The sequence below is a fragment of the Agromyces indicus genome (assembly GCF_031432295.1).
Taxonomy (GTDB): Bacteria; Actinomycetota; Actinomycetes; order Actinomycetales; family Microbacteriaceae; genus Agromyces; species Agromyces indicus.
On sequence record NZ_JAVKGS010000001.1, the window covers coordinates 1105084 to 1126213 of the forward strand.

The following is a 21130-nucleotide window of genomic DNA, read 5'->3' on the forward strand; positions in this document are numbered from 1 at the left end:
TCAGAACCAGATGCTGAGGTGCGGCGTGCGCGCCGAGGCGAACATGCGCTCGGCCAGTTCGATCGCCCCGCGGGACGCTTCGGTGATGCGGCCCGCCCGAGCGAGCACCGACGGCCGCACGCCGCCGAGGTAGATCGACGCGAGGTCGCGCACGTCGAGCCGGATCGACCGCGGCTCGGCGGCACGCGCGGCCCGTCCGCCGGATTCGCCGGCCGCGCGTGCGCGGGCGCGTTCGCGCTGCGGCGCCGCCGGCTCCGGCGTCGCGGCGTCTCCTCGCGGCACGTGCACGACGGCCTTGCCGTCGGCCGAGGCGAGGAGCGTGTAGCGCCCGGAGGCGTAGCCGAGCGGGTCGTCGATGTCGAGTACCAGCTCGCCCGCGGCGCCGTACCGGCGTGCGGTGAGGGCGGCGGCCGGATCGATGATCCGCACCCAGAGGTGGTCGGCGACGTCGCGCACGGTGACGGCGCGCGGGTCCTCGAGCATCCACTCGAGCGGTTCGTCGACCGAGCGCAGCAGGCCGCGCACGCCGGCGACGAAGTCCTGTTCCACGAGCACCCGCCAGAGCGCGCGCTCGGCGTCGTCCGTCGCGGCGGCGAGCACGTCGAACTCCGCCCACCCGGGCTGGTTCGGTTCACGCGTGACGCGGAACGTCGCGAAGCCCTGCGGCTGGCCGTGCTGGTCGTCGTAGCGGAGGGCGCGGAGCGACCGCGACGAGTCGGACTCCGGATCGACGAGGCCGAGCATGCGGTCGAGTGCACCCGGCCAGCGATCGATCTCGCCCGGGGTGCGTGCGACGGCGCGTCGTGAGATGGCGGCGGCCTGCTCGCGCAGGCTCGACGGCTCGACGAAGTGCACCCGGCCCGGTGCGTCGGGGCCGGTCCACCTTGCGCGGCGGCGATCGACCTCGACCGTGGTGGACTTCGCCGCCGGCGCGTACCCGTACCGCCCGTAGATCGTGGCCTCGGTCACGGTCAGCATCGCGACCGCCGCGCCCGCGCGCTTGGCGGTCGCGAGTTCCGCCTCCATCAGCGCCCGGGCGATGCCCCGGCGCCGATGCGTGGGGGAGACGGTGACCGAGCTCACGGCCCAGCCGTCGACGCTGCGCCCGCCCGGGACGCTGAGCCCGGCGGGCCAGCTCGAGACCGTCGCGACGGGCACGTCGGGCTCAGCGATGCCCGCGTCGTAGACGCCGTGCACGCGCCGCTCCGACATGACGGCCCGGTCGTACTCCTGCCCGACGTCGCGCGGTCGCGCGTGGTGGAACCCGCGGTGGTCGGCGTCGATCCACGCGTCGAGCGCGGCGGTGTCGCCGGGATCGATGAGGCGGTACTCGAGGCCCCGGTGGGCGAGGGCCGCCTTCGCATCGGGGTCGATCGGGATCGAGCGGGGTTCGAACGCCATCGATCCAGACTATCGAGCCGGAACCGGGCGGGCGGAACCTCAGGCGACTCGAGCCGTGAAGCGCACGAGCGACCACGACTCGGCGGGCAGCACGACCGTCGAGACCTCGCCGTCGGTCGTGACGCCGTCGAGCGGCTGCGGTGCGGCGGCGGCGCCGCGCGCGGCGAGATCGGCCGCGGCATCCGTCGACGACGCCCCGCGAACGTTGTCGTCGCCGACGATCACGGAGGCCTCGGCGAGGGCCACGTCGGCGAATCCGAGGTGCTCGACGCGGGCCTCGACGGGCTCGGCGGTGCGGTTCACGAGCAGCGCCACCAGCGAACCGGACCCGGCATCCCATGTGACGGTGCCGGAGACGCCGGACACGTCGCCGTGCTTCGCGGTCGCGAGCCGCGGCCCCTCGATCCGTGCGTCGAGCGCGACGCCGCGCGCGTGCGCCGCGGTGAGCGCGATCGGATGGAACGTGGTCTGCTTCCACGCCTCGCCGCCGGGCTCGGTGAGCATGGGCGCGATGACGTTGACGAGCTGCGCGACGCACGCGACCGCGACCCGGTCGGCGTTGCGGACGAGCGTCGCGAGCAGGTCGCCCGCGACGACGGCGTCGAGGGCGGAGTAGACGTCCTCGATGAGTCGCGGCTGCTCGCGCAGGTCGAGGTTCTCCTCGCCGGCGAACTCGTCGACGTACCAGACGTTCCACTCGTCCACGGAGAGCCGGATGCGCTTGTCGGAGCGGCGACGCCCGGCGACGGCGTCGGCCGTCGCGATCACCTCGCGCAGGAACGCCTCGAACGACGCCGCCGAGCCGAGGAACGACGCGCGGTCGCCGTCGCGCTCCTGGTAGTAGGCGTGCACCGAGATGTAGTCGACGTCGTCGAAGGTGTGCTCGAGCACGACGCGCTCCCACTCCCCGAAGGTCGCGATCTCGCGGCCCGAGGACCCGCACACCACGAACTCGATCGTCGGATCGACGCGACGCATCGCCTGTGCGGCCTGGCTGGCGAGCCGACCGTACTCCTCGGCGGTCTTGTGGCCGATCTGCCACGGGCCGTCCATCTCGTTGCCGAGGCACCAGAGCTTCACGCCGTAGGGCTCCTCCGCGCCGTTCGCGCGACGCCGATCGCTCCACGTGGTGCCGCCCGGGATGTTGCAGTACTCGACCAGGTTCGCCGCGGCATCCGCCCCCCTCGTGCCGAGGTTCACGGCCAGCATCGGTTCGACGCCCGCCGTGCGGGCCCACCGCATGAACTCGTCGGTGCCGAACGTGTTCGGCTCGATGGTGCGCCACGCGAGGTCGATGCGGGTGGGGCGCTCGTCGACCGGGCCGACGCCGTCCTCCCAGAAGTAGTTCGAGACGAAGTTGCCGCCCGGGTAGCGCACGACGCTCGTGCCGAGCTCACGGGTGAGGTCGATGACGTCCCGGCGGAAGCCGTCTGCGTCGGCCGCCGGGTGGCCGGGCTCGAAGACGCCGGTGTACACCGCCCGCCCGAGGTGCTCGACGAACGAGCCGAAGAGGCGCCGGTCGATCTCGCCGACGACGAAGGACGGGTGGACGGTGATGCGGGCGGTCTGCGTCATGGCTCTCTCAGTGCGATCGGGAACGCGAGTGTCCACGAATGATCGCATCGATCGAGGCGCAACGACCCTTCCTTGACACGCGGCTCGGCACCGGCATTCGGTTCGGCACCGGCATTCGGTTGCACCGGTGAGGTCGTCAGGCGGTCGGCACCTGCTCGGCGTCGCGCGTCGACGCGCGACCCGGCGTGGAGGCGCGCAGCACGACCTCCGTCCGGACGGGTGCCTCGTCCTCCTCGGTGGCGTCGCCGAGCGCGAGGCGGAGGGCGCGGCGGCCGACCTCCTCGAGCGGGGTGCGCACCGTCGTGAGCGGGGGCGTCAGCTCGCGCACGATGGGCACGTCGTCGAACCCGGCGACCGCGACATCCGCGCCGGGGGTGAGCCCCGCATCGCGCACGGCCGACATCGCGCCGACCGCCATGACGTCGTTCGCGGCGAAGACGAGCTCGATGCCGTCGAGCCCCTGCTCGATCAGCCGGCGCATGCCCTCGTAGCCGCCGTCGCGGGTGAAGTCCTGGCGCACCACGCGCTCGAGCGTTCCGCCGCCCGCCTCGAGCCCGGCGCGGAAGCCGGCGAGGCGCTCGTCGGCCGTGCGGATGCCGTCGTCGCCCGTGATCGCGGCGAACCGGCGGTAGCCGAGGCCGGTGAGCTCGCGCGCGAGCGCCTCGGCGCCGATGCGGTTGTCGACCCGGACGGTGCGGAAGTCGAGGTCGGTCGCGCTGACGAACGCGACGCGCCCGCCGTTGGCCTCGTAGGCCCGCAGCTCGGCCTCGAGCGCCGTGTTGTGCGGGTCGTCCTCGCGGCGCGAGGCGGCCAGGATCAGCACGCGCGGTCGCTGGCCGCGCATGGTGCGCACCAGTTCGAGCTCGCGCTCCGGGTCGCGGTCGGTGGCCGCCACGGTGACGACGAGTCGCTCCCGGTCGGCCTCGCGAACGACGCCCGCGGCGATCTGCGAGAAGATCGGGTCGGCGATGTCGGCGACGAGCAGGGCGACGGTCGTCGTGGTGCCGCGAGCGACCGCCTGGGCCGAGAGGTTCGGCGAGTAGTTGAGCTTCGCGGCCGCCGTGAGCACCCGCTGCCGGTACTCCTCGTTGACCTTGCGGGTGCTGCCGTTGAGCGACCGCGAGGCGGTGGCGAGGGAGACGCCGGCCTCGCGCGCCACGTCGTGGAGCGTCGCGGGGGCCCCCTGCGTGCTGTGTGCGCCGGCCATGGTTCCTCCGCTTCGTCGCACCCGGTCGGGCGCCTCGATGCTACTGCCCGACCGGGGGTCCGGCTGGGCCGTTCGGCCCGGGGGTTCCGAAGACGTCGGAACGCCGGGCATGCCGACGCGATCGAGCGGATGCCGCGGCATCCGCTGCACGAGGGCCTTTCGGCCCCACCGTACCGCCCGGGCGGTGGGAGGATCGCGCGCATGACGGATGCCACGAACCCTCCCGCCGGCTGGTACGACGACGGCCGCGGACAGCGTCGCTACTGGGACGGCACGCAGTGGACCGAGCACACCGCGCCGCTCGCGAGCGCGGGCGCCTACGACCCGGGCGCGGCGGCGACCGCCGCGGCGGATCAGTCGGCGACGCTGCCGTACGAGACCCAGCGCTCGACCGACCCGTACGCCGCGACCACCCCGTACTCCATCGCGCCGGGCGCCGGCGCGGCCGACCCATACGCGCCATACGGCGCCGTCGGCGCCCCGGGCGGTCCCGCCGGTGCCCCCGGGACCGAGCCGCGGAAGGTCAACGTCCTCGGCATCGTCGCCCTCGCCCTCGCGGTGGTGGGCTTCATCCTCGCCTGCATCCCGTTCGTGCAGGTCGTCGCCTGGATCGTGCTGCCGATCGCCTTCGTGCTCTCGCTCGTCGCCCTGTTCCTCGAGGGGCGCAAGTGGCCGGCGATCACGGGCCTCGTCGTGTCCGTGCTCGGCGGGATCGTCGGCGCGCTCGTGTTCGCGTTCGTCACGGTCGGCGTGCTCGGGCAGATCGCCGACTCCGGCGTCATCCAGGACCAGATCGAGCGCGAGCTCGAGGAGGAGTTCGGCACGCCCGTCCCGACGCAGGACGAGGGCGAGGCACCCGACGCCGGCACCGTCGACGGCCTCGCGTTCGGCGACACGATGACCTGGGACGACGGCGTCTCGATGACGGTCTCCGAGCCGGAGCCGTACACGCCCTCCGACCTGTCGGCCGGTGCCGACCAGGCCGAGGACCTCGTGTTCACCCTCACGATCACGAACGACTCGACCGAGAACGTGCAGCCCGTCGTGCTGTCGACCCTGTCGTCGGGCGGCACCGAGGCGACCCGGATCTTCGACGTCGGCGCCGAGGGCGGCCAGGTCGGCATCCCCCCGACGACGGCGATCCTGCCGGGCGAGTCGATCACGTGGCGCGAGGCGTGGTCGGTCGCGGATGCCGCGTCGCTGACCATGCAGACCGCGCCGTCGTTCCAGTACGAGTCGGTGGTCTTCACGAACGTGGCGCAGTAGCGCCGGATACGGCGGAGCCGTCGATCGCCGGTGCGCCCTTCGGGTAGGCGAGCAGCATCGCACCCGAGGCGATCCACACCACGCCGATCGCGACGATGAGCACTTCGGCGCCCGCGCCCGCGGCGAGGCCCGCCACGGCGGCACCCGCGGCGGCGGCGGCTGCGCGGAGGCCCGCGCCGACGGTGAACACCTGCGACCGCAGGGCGGGCGGGCTCTGCTGCTTGCGGATGAGCAGCATCGCCGCGGCGCTGCCGGCGGTGAACACGCCGGAGACCCCGATCGCGAAGACCGCCCACCACGGGCCGAGGTCGGCCGCGGCGATGACGGTGAACGCGCCGGTCGCCGCGAAGCCGAGGCCCATCTCGACCTCCGGCCGCATGCGGCTCGGCCGCGCGGAGTTCCAGAGCGCCCCGAGGAGGCCGCCGACGGCGAAGGCGGTGACGATGATCGCGCCTTCCGCAGCATCGCCCGTGCGCGCGACCGCCAGCGCGACCGCGGCGATGGCGAGGCCGCCCGAGCCGAACTGGCTGAGCGTGCCGCTCGCGGTGATGATCGCGAGCGGGCGGTGCGTGGCGATGTGCCGGAAGCCGGCGGCGATCGTGCCGAGCATCGACCCGCGGTCGTGGTCGCTCGCGACCGGGCGCAGGCGCAGCGGGATGGTGCCGAGCGCACCGAGCAGCGCCGCCGCGGCCATGAGCAGGGTCGCCACGCGCGCCGATCCGAGCGCGGCGGCCGCCGCGACCGCAGCGGGCCCGGCCACGGCCCCGAGGTTGTAGGCGAGCGCGTCGATCGCATACGCGCGCCGCTCGTCGGGGATCCGCTCGGTCACGAAGCTCGACAGCCCGCCGAACACGAAGGGCGTCGCCGCACCGGCGACGAGCAGCGCGATCGCCACCGCCCAGGCGGGAACGGGTCCGAGAAACGCGGCGATCGCGTAGGCGGTCGCGATCACGAGCCCGGCGGCGGCCAGCAGCACTCCGGGTCGGCGGCTGCGGTCGAGCATCGCCCCGGCGACGGGCGCGGCGACGATCGACGGGCCCAGCGCGGCCGCGGCGAGCAGCCCGCCGAGCGCGACGTCGCCGAGCTGGTCGACCGCGAGCACCGGGATCGCGACGGTGATCCCGCCGACCGCGAGCCGGGGCGGGGTCGCCGCGGTGAGGTAGGTGGCGACGCCCACTCAGGCGCACTCGGTGGACGCGGCGGTGTGGGTCATGGTTCCTCCGTGGGTCGAGCGGATGCGGCGGCATCCGTTGCCCGCACGGAAAGCGTACGCCGGGGCAGGTGCCGCGGCGGCATCCGGCAGGCCCGACCTGGGGCCGGCCCCGACTCAGGTCCAGGTCGAGGGCGTCTCGCGGACGCGGTCGCGCAGCCCCCGCAGCATCCCCCTCGACATGATGAAGTCCGCCGGGACGATCACCAGGTGCGCCCCGACGGTGAGCCACCACGGCGCGGTGCGCGCCCGCCAGCGGAACACGAGCCGGGTCGCCCGGCCGCCGTCCACCGGCGTCAGGCGGAAGCTCCACGTCCAGTGCAGGCGGGCGAGGTCCCGCTGCCGCCACGACAGCGGAAGGTGGGTCGTCGACTCGAGGACCAGCCGTTCGGCGGCCACGACCTCGCGCACCGTGAAGCCGCACATGGTCTCGGGCGCGCCGTCGGGGATCACGTCGCCCACCTCGAGCGACTGGAACTCGTCGTGGATGCGGCTCGCGCTCGGCCAGTTGTCGGGGAACAGCAGCGCGTCGACCCAGCGCGGCGTGTACCACCCGCCGCGGTGCCAGCCGACCTGGACGAGCCACGGCCAGATCCGCTCGGGCGGAGCCGGCAGCGTCGCGGCGTGCGTCGCCACGATCTGCGGATCGGCGACCACCTCGTCGCCCGGAAGCCGCGCGCGTCGCTCGGCTGCCGTCGACCCGTAGGTCCGGCCGAACCACTGCAGCGCCAGCGCGGTGACGACGATCGGGGCGAGGACGGTCGGCGCGACGCTGCGTGGGGAGGGCATGCGCCGAGTCTCGACCGGGTTCCGCCGTACCGGTGGGTCGATGGTCCCGCCGGGAGGCACCCCCCTGGCATGCGACGCGTGAGCGAGGTTGGGCGCGCACGTGCCGAGGAGTGGCGCACGTCGGTCGTCGTCGGGCGTCCGCACGCGTCATCGGTCGTCGCGCCGACCGCCGTCCCGCCCAGCCGACGCCGATTTCCGCGGTGCAGGATGGTGCCATGAGGGACTCGTATGCGATCGACCTCGGTGACGACGACCTCCGCGAGGTGGCGCGCTTCGCGGCGCGGTGCGCGGGCGAGGTGCTGCCCTTCTTCGAACGCGACGCGCCGGACGATGCCCGCCCGCGCGAGGCCATCGACGCCGCCTGGGCCTTCGCCGAGGGCGGCGCGCGGACCAACGCCCTGCGCACGAGCGCCTGGCGCGCCTACCGGGCGACGCAGTCGGTGGACTCGCCCGTCGCCGCCGAGGCCGCCCACGCCGCGAGTGCCGCCGCCGGTGCGGCCTTCCTGCATCCGCTCGCGCACGCCGACCAGGTCAAGCACATCCTCGGATCCGCCGCACGCGCGGCGCGAGCCGTCGAGCTCGAGGCCGACGACGTCCGAGGGGTCGGCGAGGCGTTCCTCGACGAGGAGCTCCCGGACGTGCCCGACGCGGTCGTCGACGTGCTCCGGCGGTACCCGCCGGCTCCCGGCGGCGGCGGCCGCGTGGGCGAGCTCCTGCGCCACCTCGACGCGGTCCTGCGAGCGCGGGCCTGATTCCGGCGCCGGACGGTGGCCGCGGGGCCCGATCACGGGCATGATGCCTCTCATGACCCACACCGCCGTGCGTGATCGAGCGCTGCCCAACCTGCCGTCGCGCGACCTCGACGCGACCGAGGCGTTCTACGCCGGATTCGGATTCGAGCGGCGCTTCCGCGACGAGGGCTGGCTGATCCTCCGCCGCGGCGAGCTCCAGCTCGAGTTCTTCCCGTTCCCGGGGCTCGACCCGGCTGAGAGCGCCAGCCGCTGCACGATCCGGGTCGCCGACGTCGACGAGCTCGCCGACGCGATCGCAGCGTCCGGCGTGGCCGTCGCCGAGCAGGGTTTCCCGCGACTGCACGAGGTGCGACGCCAGGACTGGGGCCTGCGCGCCGGGCACCTCGTCGATCCCGACGGCAACCTGCTCACCCTCATCGAGGAGCCAGCGTGAGTCCGTCCACCGTCGACTCGCCGACCGAGGGAGCTCCCATGCGCGCGATCATCCTGAGCGGCAGCGGGCGGTACGCCGACCCGTGGCATCCGTACCCCGACACCACCGAGCGGCTCGCGGCCATCGTCGGCGAGGCGGGGTTCGACGTCGAGGTGCGGGAGGACGTGGATGCCGCGCTCGCGACGCTCGGCGACGACGTGCGCCTGCTCGTCGTCAACGCGGGCGACCCGGACAGCCCCCTGCCGGAGGGGGTGGACGCCGCGGCGTCGGACGGTGCGACCGTCGACGACACCGCGCTCGCGGCCGCGGTCGATCGCGGTATCGGCATCCTCGCCGTGCACTCGGCGGCGTCGAGCCTGCGCGACCACCCGACGTTCCACCGCGCACTCGGGGGTCGGTGGGAGGACGACGTGTCGTGGCATCCGCCGTTCGGCGAGGCGCGCGTGCACCTCATCGGCAACCACCCGATCCGCGAGGGGCTCGAGGACTTCACGCTCGAGGACGAGCGCTACACCGGCCTCCGCCTGCACGACGTCATCGAGCCGATCGCCGAGCACGAGGAGGGCGGGTTCCGGTACCCGCTCGTGTGGGCGCGCGAGTTCGGGCGGTCCCGCCTCGTGTACGACGCGCTCGGCCACGACACCCGGTCGTACGACTCCGCGGAGCACCGCGTGCTCCTCGCCCGGGCGCTCGACTGGCTCTCCCACGTGCCGGCGCCGACGGGCGGGTGGACGGGCGTGTCGCCGGCGTGAGCGCCGCGCGGCGGGTCGTCCTCGCCCCCGACTCGTTCAAGGGCACCGCGACCGCGACCGATGCCGTGCGGGCGCTCGCCCGCGGTTGGCGCACGGTGTCGCCCGCCGACGAGCTCGTCGCGAAGCCCATGGCCGACGGCGGCGAGGGCACGCTCGACGCGTTCGCCACGGCCGTGCCGGGTGCCGAGCGGGTGCCGGTCACGGTCCGCGGGCCCGACGACCGGCCGACGGATGCCGCGTGGCTGCGCCTGCCCGACCGCACCGCCGTGGTCGAACTCGCACTCACGAGCGGCATCACGCTGCTCGACCGGCTGCGACCGCTCGACGCGCACACGTTCGGCTTCGGCCAGGCCATCGCCGCGGCACTCGACGCGGGCGCCGCGCGGCTGCTGCTCGCGATCGGCGGGAGCGCATCGACCGACGGGGGCGTGGGCGTGCTCGCCGCGCTCGGCGGCGTGTTCCTCGACGCGCACCGCGAGCCGGTGGCGTCCGGCGCGCGCGGTGTCGGCGCCATCGCGCACGTCGACCTGTCCCGGCTGCGCCGGCTCCCGCCCGGCGGCGCGCTGATCCTCGGCGACGTGACCCATCCGCTGCTCGGTCCGCGCGGTGCGGCGGCGGTGTTCGGGCCGCAGAAGGGCGCGACGCCGGCGATGATCGGGGCTATGGATCAGCATCTCGCGCGGCTCGCGCACGCGATCCCGGGCGGCGAGGCGCTCGCCGCGACACCGGGTGCGGGGGCCGCCGGCGGGACGGGCTTCGGACTGCTGGCGTGGGGCGCGACGATGGCCGCCGGCGCGGGCGCCGTGGCCGACGCGATCGGACTCGACGCCGCGCTCGTGGGCGCCGACCTCGTCATCACGGGGGAGGGCCGCTTCGACGCCCAGTCCGCCGCGAGCAAGGCGCCGAGCGAGGTCGCGGCCCGCGCCGCGGCCGCCGGCGTGCCGGTCGCGCTCGTCGCGGGCGCCATCGAGGCGGATGCCTCCGGCTTCGCCGCCCGTGCGTCGCTCACCGACCTCGCGGGCGGTGGCACGGCCGCGATGGCCGAGCCGCTCCGCTGGCTCGAGACGGCCGGCGCCGTGCTCGCGCGCACCCTCACCTGAGCGGAGAGCCGCGAGTGCGCGCAGGCGCGACGAGCGCGCGCCGCAACGGCCGCGCACTCGTCGCGAGAACGCGCGCTCGCGTCCGCGGTCAGAGCGTGACGGATGCCTCGGCGTCGGCGCCGCGCGCGACCGTGAACGTCGCGGCCGCGGCATCCGTCGAGCGGGCCGGCCGCACCGCGTAGTCGCCGGCGAAGCCGCGGACGGCGACCCGCCCCGCGGCATCCGTTCGCGTCGTCGTCGGCGGCAGCCACCACTCGTCCTTCACGAGGTCGCGGAGCGCGTCGAACGAGGGCTTGGGCGTGCCGTCGGCGCGCAGCAGCCCGATGGGTGCGTTGAGCCACGCACCCCGGTCGGTGATGCCCCAGTACGTGATCGACTCGACGGCCGGGTGGCCGACGAGGGCACGGTAGTGGCGTTCGAGCTCGTCGGCCTGGCGCGCCTCGCCGTCCGGCGTCGACGGCCACTCGTCGACCTGCCAGTCGTTGAGGTCGACGATGTGCCGGGGCATGAGGTCGCCCGAGACGAGCGAGGTCTCGGTGAAGTGCAGCGGCAGTCCGTACCGGGCGAAGCGGTCGGCGATCTTCACGAGCGCCTCCTCGCCGCGGAAGCCCTGGTGCATGTGCGTCTGCAGGCCGATCGCGTCGAGGCGGATGCCAGCCTCGAGCACGCCCTCGATGAGGCACTCGTACGCGCTCGAGAGGTCGAAGTCGTTGAGCAGCAGGGTCGCCTTCGGATTCGCGGCGCGAGCCTCCTCGAAGGCGAGGCGGATCATGTGGATGCGTCCGCGCTCGCGCGCGAGCGGCGTGATCGCGTTCTCCTCGGCCTCGAACACGGGCATGATGACGACCTCGTTGATCGCGTCCCACGTGTCGATGAGGCCCGCGAACCCGCCGGCGTCCCGGCGGATGCGTTCGCGCAGCGTCTGCTCCACCTCGTCGAGCGGTCGGCCGAGGAGCCACTGCGGCGCGAGCGTGTGCCAGGCGAGCGGATGCCCCTTCACCGCGACGCCGCGGTCGCGGAACCACTCGGCGGCTCGACGCAGTTCGTCGGTGCGCGGCCGGCCGGGCTCGGGCTCGAAGTCGCGCCAGTAGAACGGCAGCGTCGCCGCGTTGAACACCTCGACGTAGCGCTCGCCGAGTTCCTCGTCGCCGGCCTCGCCGCGGCCGTTCGCGAGGCCGACCAGGTCGAAGCCGATGTTGCCGAACGTGAACGCGTGGCGGGTCTGCTCGACGACGACCTCGGTGTCGGCGAGCGGGGCGCCCGCGGCATCCGTCACCTGGAGCGTCGTCGTGCCGAGGCGATGCTCGGGGCCGGCGCCGGCGGCGGCGACTCGGGCGGTGGTGGTCATGCGGCGGTCTCCTCGGCGGCGCGTGCGGCGGCGACCGCGTACTGCGATCGGATCGTCGGTCGGGTGTCGGGTGCGAGTTCGTCCGCGATCTCGACGGGCCATGCGGGTCGCTCGCCGCGGAGCACCCACGCGGCCTGTCGGGCGGCGCCGTCGGCGACGTACTCGCCCGGGGCGGGGACGACGACGGGCGCGTCGAACACCTGCGCGGCGATGCGCCGCACCGCCGGGTTCTGCGCGGCGCCGCCGATCAGCAGCACGCGGCGCGCCTCGACGCCCTGCGAGCGCACGGCGTCGAGCCCGTCGGCGAGCCCGCAGAGGAGTCCCTCGACGGCGGCGCGCGCGATCGACGGGCGCGTCGTGTTCGCGAGCGTCAGCCCGGTGAACGATGCGGTGGCGTCGGGCAGGTTCGGCGTGCGCTCGCCCTCGAAGTAGGGCACGAGCACGGCACCGGATGCCCCGGGCTCGGCCTCGAGCGCGAGGCGACCGAGTTCTGCGTGGTCGACGCCGAGCAGCGTCGCGGTGGCGTCGAGCACGCGCGCGGCGTTGAGCGTGGCGATGAGCGGCAGGAACCGCCCCGTGGCATCCGCGAACCCGGCGACCGTGCCCGAGACGTCGGCGACGGCGGCATCCGTCACGGCGAACACCGTGCCGCTCGTGCCGATCGAGACGACCACGTCGCCGGATGCCGCGTCGAGCCCGAGTGCGGCCGCCGCGTTGTCGCCCGCACCGGGACCGACGAGGATGCCGTCGGGCGTGCGACCGGCGGCCTCGCCCGGGCCGAGCACGCGCGGGAGGACCGCGTCGTGGCCGAGCGCCCGGACGAGGAGGTCGCGGTCGTAGCCGTCGGGGCCCCAGTACGCGGTGCCCGACGCATCGGAGCGGTCGGTCGTGAGCTCGTCGAGCACCGGTCCGAGCGGGGACTCGCCGGCCGGACCGAAGCCGCGCAACCGCCACGTCAGCCAGTCGTGGGGGAGTGCGACCGCGGCGACGCGGGCCGCGTTCTCGGGTTCGGCGTCGCGAAGCCACCGCAGCTTCGTCGCGGTGAACGACGCGACGGGCACGACGCCGGTGCGACGCGCGTACTCGCCGGCGCCGACCTCCGCGATCAGGTCGCGGGCGGCCTGCGCCGAGCGCGTGTCGTTCCAGAGCAGGGCGTCGCGGATGACGCGCCCATCGGCGTCCAGCGCGACCATGCCGTGCTGCTGTCCGCCGATCGACACCGCCTCGACGCCCTCGAAGCCGCCCGCGTCGGCGAACGCGCTGAGCAGCGCGCCCCACCACGCGGCGGGGTCGACCTCGGTGCCGTCCGGATGCGGTGCCCGGCCTGAGCGCACGAGCGCCCCGGTCGCGGCATCCCGGATCACGACCTTGCACGACTGCGTCGACGAGTCGACGCCGGCGACGAGGGCCACGGTGTCCTCCTTCGGACATTTCCGCTGGTCGAGTAGCGCGAAGCGCGTATCGAGACCGGGTGAGAGGTCTCGGTACGCTCCTTCGTCGCTACTCGACCACCGGATGGGTAGGGTGGGCGATCGAGCGGCGAGCGCGACGCGTCAGCCGCGCGCGCCGAGCAGGTGCTCGGTCGCGAGCTGCTGCAGGCGCACGAAGTTGAAGCCCTTGCCGCCGAGGTACGCCGACGCGTCGAAGTCCTCGAACGCCGAGCGGTCGGCGAGCAGGTCGTCGTACGACTCGCCGTCGCCGAGCGTGGGCTGCGCGAGCTCGAGCACCTTCGCGGCCTCGAGGGCCTCCTGGACCTCGGGGTCGGCGCGGAACGCCGCTGCCCGCTCCTTGAGCAGCAGGTAGGTGCGCATGTTCGCCGCGGCCGACTCCCAGACGCCGTTCTCGTCCTCGGTGCGGCTCGGCTTGTAGTCGAAGTGGCGCGGGCCCTCGTAGGCCGGGCCGCCGTTGGGCCCGCCGAACTCGAGCAGGTCGACGAGCGCGAACGCGTTGTGCAGGTCGCCGTGGCCGAACACGAGGTCCTGGTCGTACTTGATGCCGCGCTGGCCGTTGAGGTCGATGTGGAAGAGCTTGCCGTGGTACAGCGCCTGGGCGATGCCGGCGGCGAAGTTGAGGCCCGCCATCTGCTCGTGGCCGACCTCGGGGTTGAGGCCGACGAGCTCGGGGCGCTCGAGCGAGTCGATGAACGCGAGCGCGTGTCCGACGGTCGGCAGCAGGATGTCGCCGCGGGGCTCGTTCGGCTTCGGCTCGATCGCGAAGCGGAGGTCGTAGCCCTTGTCGGTGACGTAGTCGCCGAGCAGGTTGACGGCCTCGCGGTAGCGCTCGAGCGCCGAGCGGATGTCCTTGGCGGCGTCGTACTCGGCGCCCTCGCGGCCGCCCCACATGACGAAGGTCTTCGCGCCGAGCTCGGCGGCGAGGTCGATGTTGCGCAGCACCTTGCGGAGCGCGAAGCGGCGGACCTGGCGGTCGTTGGAGGTGAAGCCGCCGTCCTTGAAGACGGGCGCCGAGAAGAGGTTCGTGGTCACCATGGGCACGATGACGCCCGTGTCGGCGAGCACCTGCTTGAGGCGGTCGATCTGGGCCTGGCGCTCGGCGTCCGAGGAGCCGAAGGCGAACAGGTCGTCGTCGTGGAACGTCAGTCCGTAGGCGCCGAGCTCGGAGAGCTTCTCGACCACGTGCACCACGTCGAGCGCGTTGCGGGTCGGGCCGCCGAACGGGTCGGTGCCGTTGTAGCCCACGGTCCACAGGCCGAAGGAGAACTGGTCGTCGCGGGTGGGCGTCACTGCCATGTGCGGGCCTTTCGGGCATCGTCGTCGATTTGTTGGCACGCCCAACATAACTGATGCGTTGGTCGGGGTGCAAGGTGCGGCGCGACATCCGTTCGCAATTTTCGTGGTTAGACTTCGAAACATGTCAACGGATGCCGCGACGGAGCGCGTCACGCTCGCCGAGATCGCCGACGAGGCCGGAGTCTCCCTCTCCACGATCTCGAAGGTCCTCAACGGGCGAGCGGATGTCGCCGCCGCCACCCGCGCCCGCGTGGAGCAGGTCATGGCCGAGCGGGGCTACCGCCGTCGCGGAGCCGCGCGGTCCGAGGCGCGCGCGGAGCTCATCGAGCTGGTCTTCCACGAACTCGACCGCATCTGGTCGATGGAGCTCATCGACGGCGTCGAGTCGGTCGCCAAGGAGCACGGACTGTCGGTCGTGCTCACCGTGAGCGGCAGCCGCCACTCGCCCGACCCCGACTGGGTCGAGGGCGTCATGCGCCGCCGGCCCGTCGGCGTGATCCTCGTGTTCAGCGACCTCGCGCCGGAGTACCGCGAGCAGCTCCACGCGCGGGCCATCCCGTTCGTGATCGTCGACCCGGCGGGCGACCCGTCCGCCGACGCCCCGTCGGTGGGGTCGGCGAACTGGTCGGGCGGCCTCGCCGCGACCCGGCACCTCATCGAGCTCGGCCACCGCCGCATCGCCGCGATCACCGGCCCCGAGGACATGATGTGCTCGCTCGCGCGCATCGACGGCTACCGTTCCGCGATGAACTCGGCCGGACTGCCGATCGACGAGTCGTGGATCCGGTTCGGCGACTTCCACGTCTCCGGCGGACGCGACCGCGCTCGCGCCCTGCTCGACGCGCCCGAGCGGCCCACGGCGATCTTCGCCGGCAGCGACATGCAGGCGCTCGGCGTGCTCGAGGCGGCGCGTGAGCGCGGCATCCGCGTGCCCGAGGACCTGTCGGTGGTCGGCTACGACGACATCCCGATCGCGGCGTGGCTCACGCCCAAGCTCACGACCGTGCACCAGCCCCTGCGCCGCATGGGGGAGGAGGCGGCACGCCTCGCCATCCGCCTGGCGGAGTCGCCGCTCGACGCCGGTGCGCCGACCCCGCGCATGGACCTCGCCACGAGCCTCGTGGTGCGCGAGAGCACGGCCCCACCGGCCGGCTGAGCGCTGCGCCGCGCCGCAGACACGGGATAATGAGGCATGACCTCCTCCGTCGAACGCCGCTCCAATCCGACTGCCTGGGCCGCGTTCTGGGTCGCGCTCGCCGGCCTCGTGCTCATGCCCATCCCGCTGTTCATCGGGCTGATCCTCGGCGGCGGCCTCTCGATCGTGGCCGCGATTCTCGCCGTGATCGCCCTGCTCAAGGGGCTCGCGCGCGACGGCAAGGGCATCGCCCCCGTCGTCTTCGCCGCGATCTTCATCGCGTTGACCTGGGGCGGCATCTCGGTCGGCGGCGGCACCATCTGGTAGGTCGGCCGGGGGGTCAGCTGTCGGGGTCGTACCCGAACGCGCGGACCTCCTGCGCGCATCGGCACGCGGCGGCGAGCTTCGCCGCCCACGCATGGGCGGCTTCCGCCGAGGGCAGGTCGAGCACGGCGTAGCCGCCATCGAGGCGCGACGTCTGCGGATACGTGCCCGGGGTGACGGTGCCGTCGGCGGCGACCATGACCGGCGGCACGCTCTCGTCGATGCCGCCCCCGAACACCCACACGCCGGCGTCCTTGGCCTCCTGCACGACGGCGTGCGAGGCGTCGGAGACGGCGGGCAGCTCGTCCGGCGAGACCTCCATCGCAAAGCTCGGGAACGAGATCAGGTACTTCGTCATCGTGAGTGCTCCTCTCCCTCGGCGCGGTCGGGCGCGCCGCCTCCTCCCGGGACCGCCGCGACCGCATCGATCTCGACGAGGGCGCCGGTCTTCGCGGGGGCGACGACGAGCACCGTCACGGCCGTGCGGCGCGAACCCCACACGGCGGCGCTCGCCGCGAACGCGTCAGACGGGTCGATGCCGGGCGCGAGGTGGATGTTCAGCTTCACCACGTGCTCGGGTCCGCTGCCGGCCTCGGCGAGGACCGCGAGCACGTTGCGGAGCGCCTGCTCGGTCTGGGCGCGCAGTCCGCGGAGCAGCGCGCCCGTGGCGTCCGTGCCGTTCTGGCCGCCGACGAAGAGCAGCGGGCCCGCCGGCGCGATCATGCCCTGCGCGAAGGCGGGACTGCGGGGAAGGATGTCCGGGTCCACCGGGACGATCGTTTCGGCCATGCTCTCCGGGATAGCGGTCGGTCATGCGGAACGCAAGCCCCTCGATGCGGTCGCCACGACCGAGCAACGTGGCCGGTACACCCGAATCGGAAGGGGAACACCATGGCGGACCAGCCGGGGAACCAGACGCCGAACACGCCCGAGGTCAGCGAGACCGAACTCCGCGACCTGAACGTCGACGATCTGCGGGAGCGCGCGAAGGACGCCGGGGTGTCGGGCGCGTCGAACATGAACAAGGAGGAGCTCGTCGAGGCAGTCGCGAAGGCCTCCTCGAACGGAGGATCCGGAGGCGGTGGGTCGGGCGACGACCAGGACCTGGGCGCGGGCCCCGACGGCGGGCGGGTGCGGCGCGGTCCCGAGTCGTCCACGTCGATCGACTACTCGCAGGAGGTCACGTCCACCGACGACGACCCCGAACGCGAGGGGCGCAGCCTCGTCACCACCCACCACGAAGTGATCCGCCAGTGGGCCGAGGAGCGCGACGGCACGCCCGCGACGGTGCCCGGCACCGAGCACGAGGGTCGCCTCGGCGTGCTCCGCATCGACTTCGGCGCCGACGACGACCGTCTCGAGAAGGTCACGTGGGAGCGCTGGTTCGAGACGTTCGACGAGCGCGGCCTGAACTTCATCTACCAGGAGACGCGGTCGGACGGCTCCCAGTCCAACTTCTTCCGCTTGGAGAATCCGAACCGCGAGGACGCGTAGCCCGCCCGGGAACGACACCGCCGGCCGGGATCAGGCATCCCGGCCGGCGGCGGCGCGTGTGGTGACGCGTCAGGGCGTGGGACGCCCCGCGGCCGCCGGGACGGCGACCGTCGCCGAGGCGACGCCGGGCTCGAGCCCACCGGAGGTCGCCGTGACGACCACCGTCAACTCGGAACCCCGGTCGCGTCCGGTCACCCGGTACGACGCGCTCGTCGCGCCCGGGATGTCGACGCCGTCGCGCTGCCAGCGGTAGGCGAGCGCGACGTCCCCGGGGCTCCACTCCCCGGGGTTCGCGACGACGACCCGACCGGCGAGGGCGGGGCCCTCGACCGACGGCGCCACCACGTTCTCCACGGTGGTCGGCGCAGCCGGTCCCGTGAAGCCTCCGACGCCCCAGCGGGCGGTGGACTGGTAGCCGGCGCCCGTCGGGTCCGCCCAGTTGCGGATCGACGTGCGCTGGCCGGCGGCCGCGTCGTTGACCTGGAAGTCCAGGCCGTGGAACGTGCCCTCGCTCGCGGCGTCGCCGAGGTCGACGGACAGTTCGACGACGTAGCCGCCGTCGACGAGCGCCGTCGCGCTCTCCACCCGCGCCCGCTGGAAGGCCTCGTCGCCCGTGCCGAACGACAGCGCGTTCGCCGCGCTCACGCGGATCTGCGTGTCGTCGTAGCGGTACGAGCCGTTCTTCGCGTTGCCCGGGTCGACGTAGATCTCGACCGAGTCCTGGATCCAGGGGTCGGAGCCGCTCACGTCGACGACCGGGTCGGCGACCTCGGCGAGCACGTAGAGCGTGTCGCCCGACCACAGGGTGCGGACGTCGGCCGTCGCGCCGGTCTCGCCGACGACGGGCTTTTCGGTGCGGACGGTGGTGGCGTCGCTCCACGCGGCGTCGACCGTGCCGTCCACGGCGGGCGCGGCATCCGCCTCGACCACCTCGAGGTACGAGAGCGGCTCGACGAGGGTCAGCGTGCCGAGCACGCCCGGCGCGTTCCATCCGACGGTCTCGCCCGAGGCGCCCGCGACCCGGAGGTCGAACTCGAGCGAGTCGCCCTCGCCGAGGTCGGCCACGGGCAGGTGCGCGACGAGGTCGTAGCCGCCGTCGCGTTCGGCGACGACCGCCTCGACGTCGCCCGACCCGTCGCGGCCCGCGCTCGCAACGGTGTCGCCGACCTGGAGCTCGACGCCGTCGCCGCTGTCCGACGTGGCGTCCTCGACACTCGCGTACACGGTCAGGTGGTCGGCCGTCCAGCGGAGCTGGAACTCCGCCACGTCCTCGACGGCGTGCAGCGGCAGGCGCTCCCACTCGGGGGAGGCGGTGGCCGCGTCGTCGAGCGGGACGTCGCCGGCGAAGACGTTCGCCGTGCGCTGCCGGGCCGGCAGCTCGCCGTCGACCGCGCCGAAGTACGCCGGCTTCGCCCGGTACTGGTCGTCGAACAGCAGCGGCGCCCCGGAGCCGGCGCGCCAGCTGCGTCCGTCGGTGAGGCCCCACACCGTGACCGAGTACAGCGAATCGGCGTGCTCGCGGAACACCCGGAACGCGTCGCGGTAGTAGTAGCCCTGGTCGACGAGCTTCGCCTGCGTGACCGGCGTGCCGGTGGTGACGTCGAGCTCGGTGACCGCCTGCGTGACGGGCAGGTCCTCGAACGCGACGATGGCCTGCTCGAGTGCCGAGACCGGCATCGCCAGGCTCACGTGGAACTGGTGCCCGACGCCGTCGACCGGCGCACCGCGCTCGAGCAGCCGCTCGACGAGTGCGCGGTAGCGCTCCTGCTTGCCGCCCTGCTCGGTGTTGTAGTCGTTGATGAACAGGGCGATCGGCCGGTCGGCGCCGTCCGCCGCGTGCACCTCGTTGAAGGCCTCGTCGGCGTAGGCGAACGAGAGGTCGATGAACTCCTCGCCGAGGATGCGGTACCACTCGCTGCGGCGCAGGCCGTCGGCGAACTCGCTGCCGTCGGAGACGACCTCGTTCACGACGTCGAACGCGCGCAGCGGATTGGTCTCCGAACCGAACGGCCCGTACTTCCCGGCGAGGTACTCGGCGACGTCGAAGATGTGCGTCCGCAGCCGGTCGCGCAGCACCGCCCTGCCGGCCTCGTCGGCCGCGAGCGGCGCGCCCGCGTCATCCTGGAAGAACCGCGCCGGCGTCTGGCCGTGCCACACGAGCACGTGGCCGTACACGCCGAGGTCGTGCTCCTGCGCGAAGTCCATGAGCGCGTCGGCCTCGGCGTTCGCGCTGACGAAGTCGCCGTCGGCGTCGTACCAGGCCTCGGGCTTCATGAAGTTCTCGGCCGTGACCTGGTCGAAGTGCCGCAGCAGCAGTTCGGAGGCCGCACCCGACGTCTCCCGGCTGTCGATCGCGACGCCCACCGGGAAGTCGACGGTCTCGCCGATGCCCGTGAGGTCCTCGATGACGGGCGGCTCGGGCACGCGGAGCACGACGTCGTCGACGTGGAGGTCGCTGACGTTGCCCGTCGCGCCGTTGTCCCAGCGCGTCTCGAAGTAGAGCAGCGACGCGTCGGCCGCCGACCCCTGGAAGGTCGCGGTCACCTCGGTCCATCCGCTGTTCGTGACGCCGTCGAACTGCGCGAGCGTCGCGAAGGCCGTCGTGCCGCCGGTCGTGTTCGCCCGGCTCAGCCACACGTCGTCGACGGGCTGACCCTCGCCGAATCGCACCCACGCGGTCAGCTCGTACGTCACCGCGGGGTCGAGCAGCCCGGTCACGTCGTGGCCGATGCCGTCGCCCTGCGTCTGCCGCCCGGTCACGACGGCGGACTGCGCGCCGCCGTGCGCATGCGCGGTCGAGAGCTCGACCGTCGCCGTGGTCGTCCCGCTGCCGCCGCGCAGCGTCCAGCCGTCCAGGCCGTCCTCGAAGTCGCTGTCGATCACGATCTCGCCGACCGGCGGCGGCACCGCGCCGCCGTCCTCGGTGGTGATCCGGAGGTCGTCGACGAGGAACGACGGATGCCGATCGCCGATCGGCGCCGCCTCGATGTAGAGGTTCGCGCTCGCGAGCCCGGCCGGGAAGGCGTAGCTGCCGCCGATCTCGACCCAGCCGTCGGCGGTCGCCTCGACGGCCCCGCCGATCCAGGTGTAGGTGTTCGAGCCGCCGCCCGCGGGCGTCTGCTCGGCGGTGAAGTGGATGCCGCTCGCGCCGGTCTCGCCCGCGGGCAGCTTGACCCACGCCGAGAAGTCGTACGTCGCGCCGGCCTGCAGGCCCACGGCGGCGGCGGTCGCCGACACGCCCTGCCAGTCGGCCGTGCGCCCGGTGACGGCGAGGCTCTTCGTGCCGCCGTGCGCCTCGGCGTCGGTGACGGCGAGCGCCACGCCGCCGCGGGGACCCCACGGGCCGGCGGTGCCGTCCTCGAAGTCGGCGGCGCTCACGGTGACGGGTTCGGCGCTCGCCGAGGTGGCGAGGCCGAGCGTCGCCAGCACGGCGGTGGCAGTGGCGAGTGCGAGGGTTCCCAGTGTCCTTCGTCGGTGCATGTGCTGCGCTCCTTTGCGCGGTCGGTGGTGCGGTGACGTGGTGCGGGGGTGCGGGGTTCGGGGGCGCGCGGGCACGGCCGGCCGACGGATGACGCGGGCGGGCGCCATCCGTCGGCC

Annotated in this window: 19 protein-coding genes; 8 read left to right on the forward strand and 11 right to left on the reverse strand. The window is 73.8% G+C overall.

The features are described from left to right. From RH861_RS05330 to RH861_RS05340, 3 genes are all read right to left on the reverse strand, one after another. On the reverse strand, window positions 1-1401 hold the full coding sequence (locus RH861_RS05330; RefSeq protein WP_310520096.1) for a GNAT family N-acetyltransferase: 1401 nt from the start codon (window positions 1399-1401) through the stop codon (window positions 1-3). A gap of 39 nt (window positions 1402-1440) precedes the next feature. Then, window positions 1441-2976 (reverse strand): arabinosylfuranosidase ArfA, encoded by a 1536-nt coding sequence (gene arfA, locus RH861_RS05335; protein ID WP_310520097.1) that lies wholly within the window; start codon window positions 2974-2976, stop codon window positions 1441-1443. 136 nt (window positions 2977-3112) lie between these two features. After that, the gene (locus tag RH861_RS05340) at window positions 3113-4183 is read right to left on the reverse strand and encodes a LacI family DNA-binding transcriptional regulator (RefSeq protein ID WP_310520098.1); all 1071 of its coding nucleotides are present in this window, start codon (window positions 4181-4183) and stop codon (window positions 3113-3115) included. A 201-nt stretch (window positions 4184-4384) separates the two neighbouring features. Between RH861_RS05340 and RH861_RS05345 the strand changes: the two genes are divergently transcribed. After that, entirely contained in the window at window positions 4385-5449 is a 1065-nt protein-coding gene (locus RH861_RS05345) for a DUF2510 domain-containing protein (protein ID WP_310520099.1), read from the forward strand. Here RH861_RS05345 and RH861_RS05350 read toward each other — a convergent pair. Beyond that, the gene (locus RH861_RS05350; RefSeq protein ID WP_310520100.1) at window positions 5430-6626 is read right to left on the reverse strand and encodes an MFS transporter; all 1197 of its coding nucleotides are present in this window, start codon (window positions 6624-6626) and stop codon (window positions 5430-5432) included. The genes RH861_RS05345 and RH861_RS05350 overlap by 20 nt on opposite strands. Window positions 6627-6776: 150 nt before the next feature. Then, complete coding sequence (locus RH861_RS05355; protein WP_310520101.1) at window positions 6777-7448, reverse strand: SRPBCC family protein; 672 nt, start codon at window positions 7446-7448, stop codon at window positions 6777-6779. Between the two features lie 215 nt (window positions 7449-7663). Between RH861_RS05355 and RH861_RS05360 the strand changes: the two genes are divergently transcribed. From RH861_RS05360 to RH861_RS05375, 4 genes are read left to right on the forward strand one after another with little or no spacing between them, the layout of a single operon-like run. After that, window positions 7664-8200 carry a putative immunity protein gene (locus tag RH861_RS05360; RefSeq protein WP_310520102.1) on the forward strand — a complete coding sequence of 179 codons (537 nt, stop codon included), beginning with the start codon at window positions 7664-7666 and terminating at the stop codon, window positions 8198-8200. A 52-nt stretch (window positions 8201-8252) separates the two neighbouring features. Continuing rightward, a complete protein-coding gene (locus tag RH861_RS05365) occupies window positions 8253-8633 on the forward strand; it encodes a bleomycin resistance protein (RefSeq protein ID WP_310520103.1) in 381 nt (126 codons plus the stop codon). Next, window positions 8630-9385 carry a ThuA domain-containing protein gene (locus RH861_RS05370; RefSeq protein ID WP_310520104.1) on the forward strand — a complete coding sequence of 252 codons (756 nt, stop codon included), beginning with the start codon at window positions 8630-8632 and terminating at the stop codon, window positions 9383-9385. The genes RH861_RS05365 and RH861_RS05370 overlap by 4 nt, the downstream gene beginning before the upstream one ends. Then, window positions 9382-10485: a glycerate kinase gene (locus RH861_RS05375; protein ID WP_310520105.1), complete on the forward strand. Its 1104-nt coding sequence runs from the start codon at window positions 9382-9384 to the stop codon at window positions 10483-10485. The genes RH861_RS05370 and RH861_RS05375 overlap by 4 nt, the downstream gene beginning before the upstream one ends. 88 nt (window positions 10486-10573) lie before the next feature. Here RH861_RS05375 and RH861_RS05380 read toward each other — a convergent pair whose 3' ends face one another. From RH861_RS05380 to xylA, 3 genes are all read right to left on the reverse strand, one after another. After that, complete coding sequence (locus RH861_RS05380; RefSeq protein ID WP_310520106.1) at window positions 10574-11833, reverse strand: endo-1,4-beta-xylanase; 1260 nt, start codon at window positions 11831-11833, stop codon at window positions 10574-10576. Beyond that, the gene (gene xylB / locus RH861_RS05385) at window positions 11830-13245 is read right to left on the reverse strand and encodes a xylulokinase (protein WP_310520107.1); all 1416 of its coding nucleotides are present in this window, start codon (window positions 13243-13245) and stop codon (window positions 11830-11832) included. Before xylB ends, RH861_RS05380 begins: the two co-directional genes overlap by 4 nt. A 141-nt stretch (window positions 13246-13386) precedes the next feature. Beyond that, window positions 13387-14580: a xylose isomerase gene (gene xylA / locus RH861_RS05390; RefSeq protein ID WP_310520108.1), complete on the reverse strand. Its 1194-nt coding sequence runs from the start codon at window positions 14578-14580 to the stop codon at window positions 13387-13389. A 121-nt stretch (window positions 14581-14701) separates the two neighbouring features. Between xylA and RH861_RS05395 the strand changes: the two genes are divergently transcribed. Both RH861_RS05395 and RH861_RS05400 read left to right on the forward strand, forming a co-directional pair. After that, window positions 14702-15736 (forward strand): LacI family DNA-binding transcriptional regulator, encoded by a 1035-nt coding sequence (locus RH861_RS05395; RefSeq protein WP_248597796.1) that lies wholly within the window; start codon window positions 14702-14704, stop codon window positions 15734-15736. A 36-nt stretch (window positions 15737-15772) separates the two neighbouring features. Next, on the forward strand, window positions 15773-16042 hold the full coding sequence (locus RH861_RS05400; protein WP_067948956.1) for a hypothetical protein: 270 nt from the start codon (window positions 15773-15775) through the stop codon (window positions 16040-16042). 13 nt (window positions 16043-16055) lie between these two features. Here RH861_RS05400 and RH861_RS05405 read toward each other — a convergent pair whose 3' ends face one another. Both RH861_RS05405 and RH861_RS05410 read right to left on the reverse strand, forming a co-directional pair. Beyond that, window positions 16056-16397, reverse strand: coding sequence for a YciI family protein (locus RH861_RS05405; RefSeq protein ID WP_310520109.1), 342 nt, complete (start codon window positions 16395-16397; stop codon window positions 16056-16058). After that, complete coding sequence (locus RH861_RS05410; protein ID WP_310520110.1) at window positions 16394-16828, reverse strand: RidA family protein; 435 nt, start codon at window positions 16826-16828, stop codon at window positions 16394-16396. Before RH861_RS05410 ends, RH861_RS05405 begins: the two co-directional genes overlap by 4 nt. A 102-nt stretch (window positions 16829-16930) precedes the next feature. Between RH861_RS05410 and RH861_RS05415 the strand changes: the two genes are divergently transcribed. Beyond that, window positions 16931-17533 carry a Rho termination factor N-terminal domain-containing protein gene (locus RH861_RS05415; RefSeq protein WP_310520111.1) on the forward strand — a complete coding sequence of 201 codons (603 nt, stop codon included), beginning with the start codon at window positions 16931-16933 and terminating at the stop codon, window positions 17531-17533. A gap of 69 nt (window positions 17534-17602) precedes the next feature. Here RH861_RS05415 and RH861_RS05420 read toward each other — a convergent pair whose 3' ends face one another. Further along, window positions 17603-21013 (reverse strand): endo-1,4-beta-xylanase, encoded by a 3411-nt coding sequence (locus tag RH861_RS05420; protein ID WP_310520112.1) that lies wholly within the window; start codon window positions 21011-21013, stop codon window positions 17603-17605. Window positions 21014-21130: the final 117 nt, after the last annotated feature.

What these genes read in the sequence shown, in the direction of transcription:
- arfA (WP_310520097.1), bottom strand. Translation starts at nt 2,976, where the DNA reads ATGACGCAGACCGCCCGCATCACCGTCCACCCGTCCTTCGTCGTCGGC.
- xylA (WP_310520108.1), bottom strand. Translation starts at nt 14,580, where the DNA reads ATGGCAGTGACGCCCACCCGCGACGACCAGTTCTCCTTCGGCCTGTGG.
- RH861_RS05420 (WP_310520112.1), bottom strand. Translation starts at nt 21,013, where the DNA reads ATGCACCGACGAAGGACACTGGGAACCCTCGCACTCGCCACTGCCACC.
- RH861_RS05355 (WP_310520101.1), bottom strand. Translation starts at nt 7,448, where the DNA reads ATGCCCTCCCCACGCAGCGTCGCGCCGACCGTCCTCGCCCCGATCGTC.
- RH861_RS05345 (WP_310520099.1), top strand. Translation starts at nt 4,385, where the DNA reads ATGACGGATGCCACGAACCCTCCCGCCGGCTGGTACGACGACGGCCGC.
- RH861_RS05380 (WP_310520106.1), bottom strand. Translation starts at nt 11,833, where the DNA reads ATGACCACCACCGCCCGAGTCGCCGCCGCCGGCGCCGGCCCCGAGCAT.
- RH861_RS05415 (WP_310520111.1), top strand. Translation starts at nt 16,931, where the DNA reads ATGGCGGACCAGCCGGGGAACCAGACGCCGAACACGCCCGAGGTCAGC.
- RH861_RS05405 (WP_310520109.1), bottom strand. Translation starts at nt 16,397, where the DNA reads ATGACGAAGTACCTGATCTCGTTCCCGAGCTTTGCGATGGAGGTCTCG.
- RH861_RS05395 (WP_248597796.1), top strand. Translation starts at nt 14,702, where the DNA reads ATGTCAACGGATGCCGCGACGGAGCGCGTCACGCTCGCCGAGATCGCC.
- RH861_RS05360 (WP_310520102.1), top strand. Translation starts at nt 7,664, where the DNA reads ATGAGGGACTCGTATGCGATCGACCTCGGTGACGACGACCTCCGCGAG.
- RH861_RS05400 (WP_067948956.1), top strand. Translation starts at nt 15,773, where the DNA reads ATGACCTCCTCCGTCGAACGCCGCTCCAATCCGACTGCCTGGGCCGCG.
- RH861_RS05410 (WP_310520110.1), bottom strand. Translation starts at nt 16,828, where the DNA reads ATGGCCGAAACGATCGTCCCGGTGGACCCGGACATCCTTCCCCGCAGT.
- RH861_RS05365 (WP_310520103.1), top strand. Translation starts at nt 8,253, where the DNA reads ATGACCCACACCGCCGTGCGTGATCGAGCGCTGCCCAACCTGCCGTCG.
- RH861_RS05330 (WP_310520096.1), bottom strand. Translation starts at nt 1,401, where the DNA reads ATGGCGTTCGAACCCCGCTCGATCCCGATCGACCCCGATGCGAAGGCG.
- RH861_RS05340 (WP_310520098.1), bottom strand. Translation starts at nt 4,183, where the DNA reads ATGGCCGGCGCACACAGCACGCAGGGGGCCCCCGCGACGCTCCACGAC.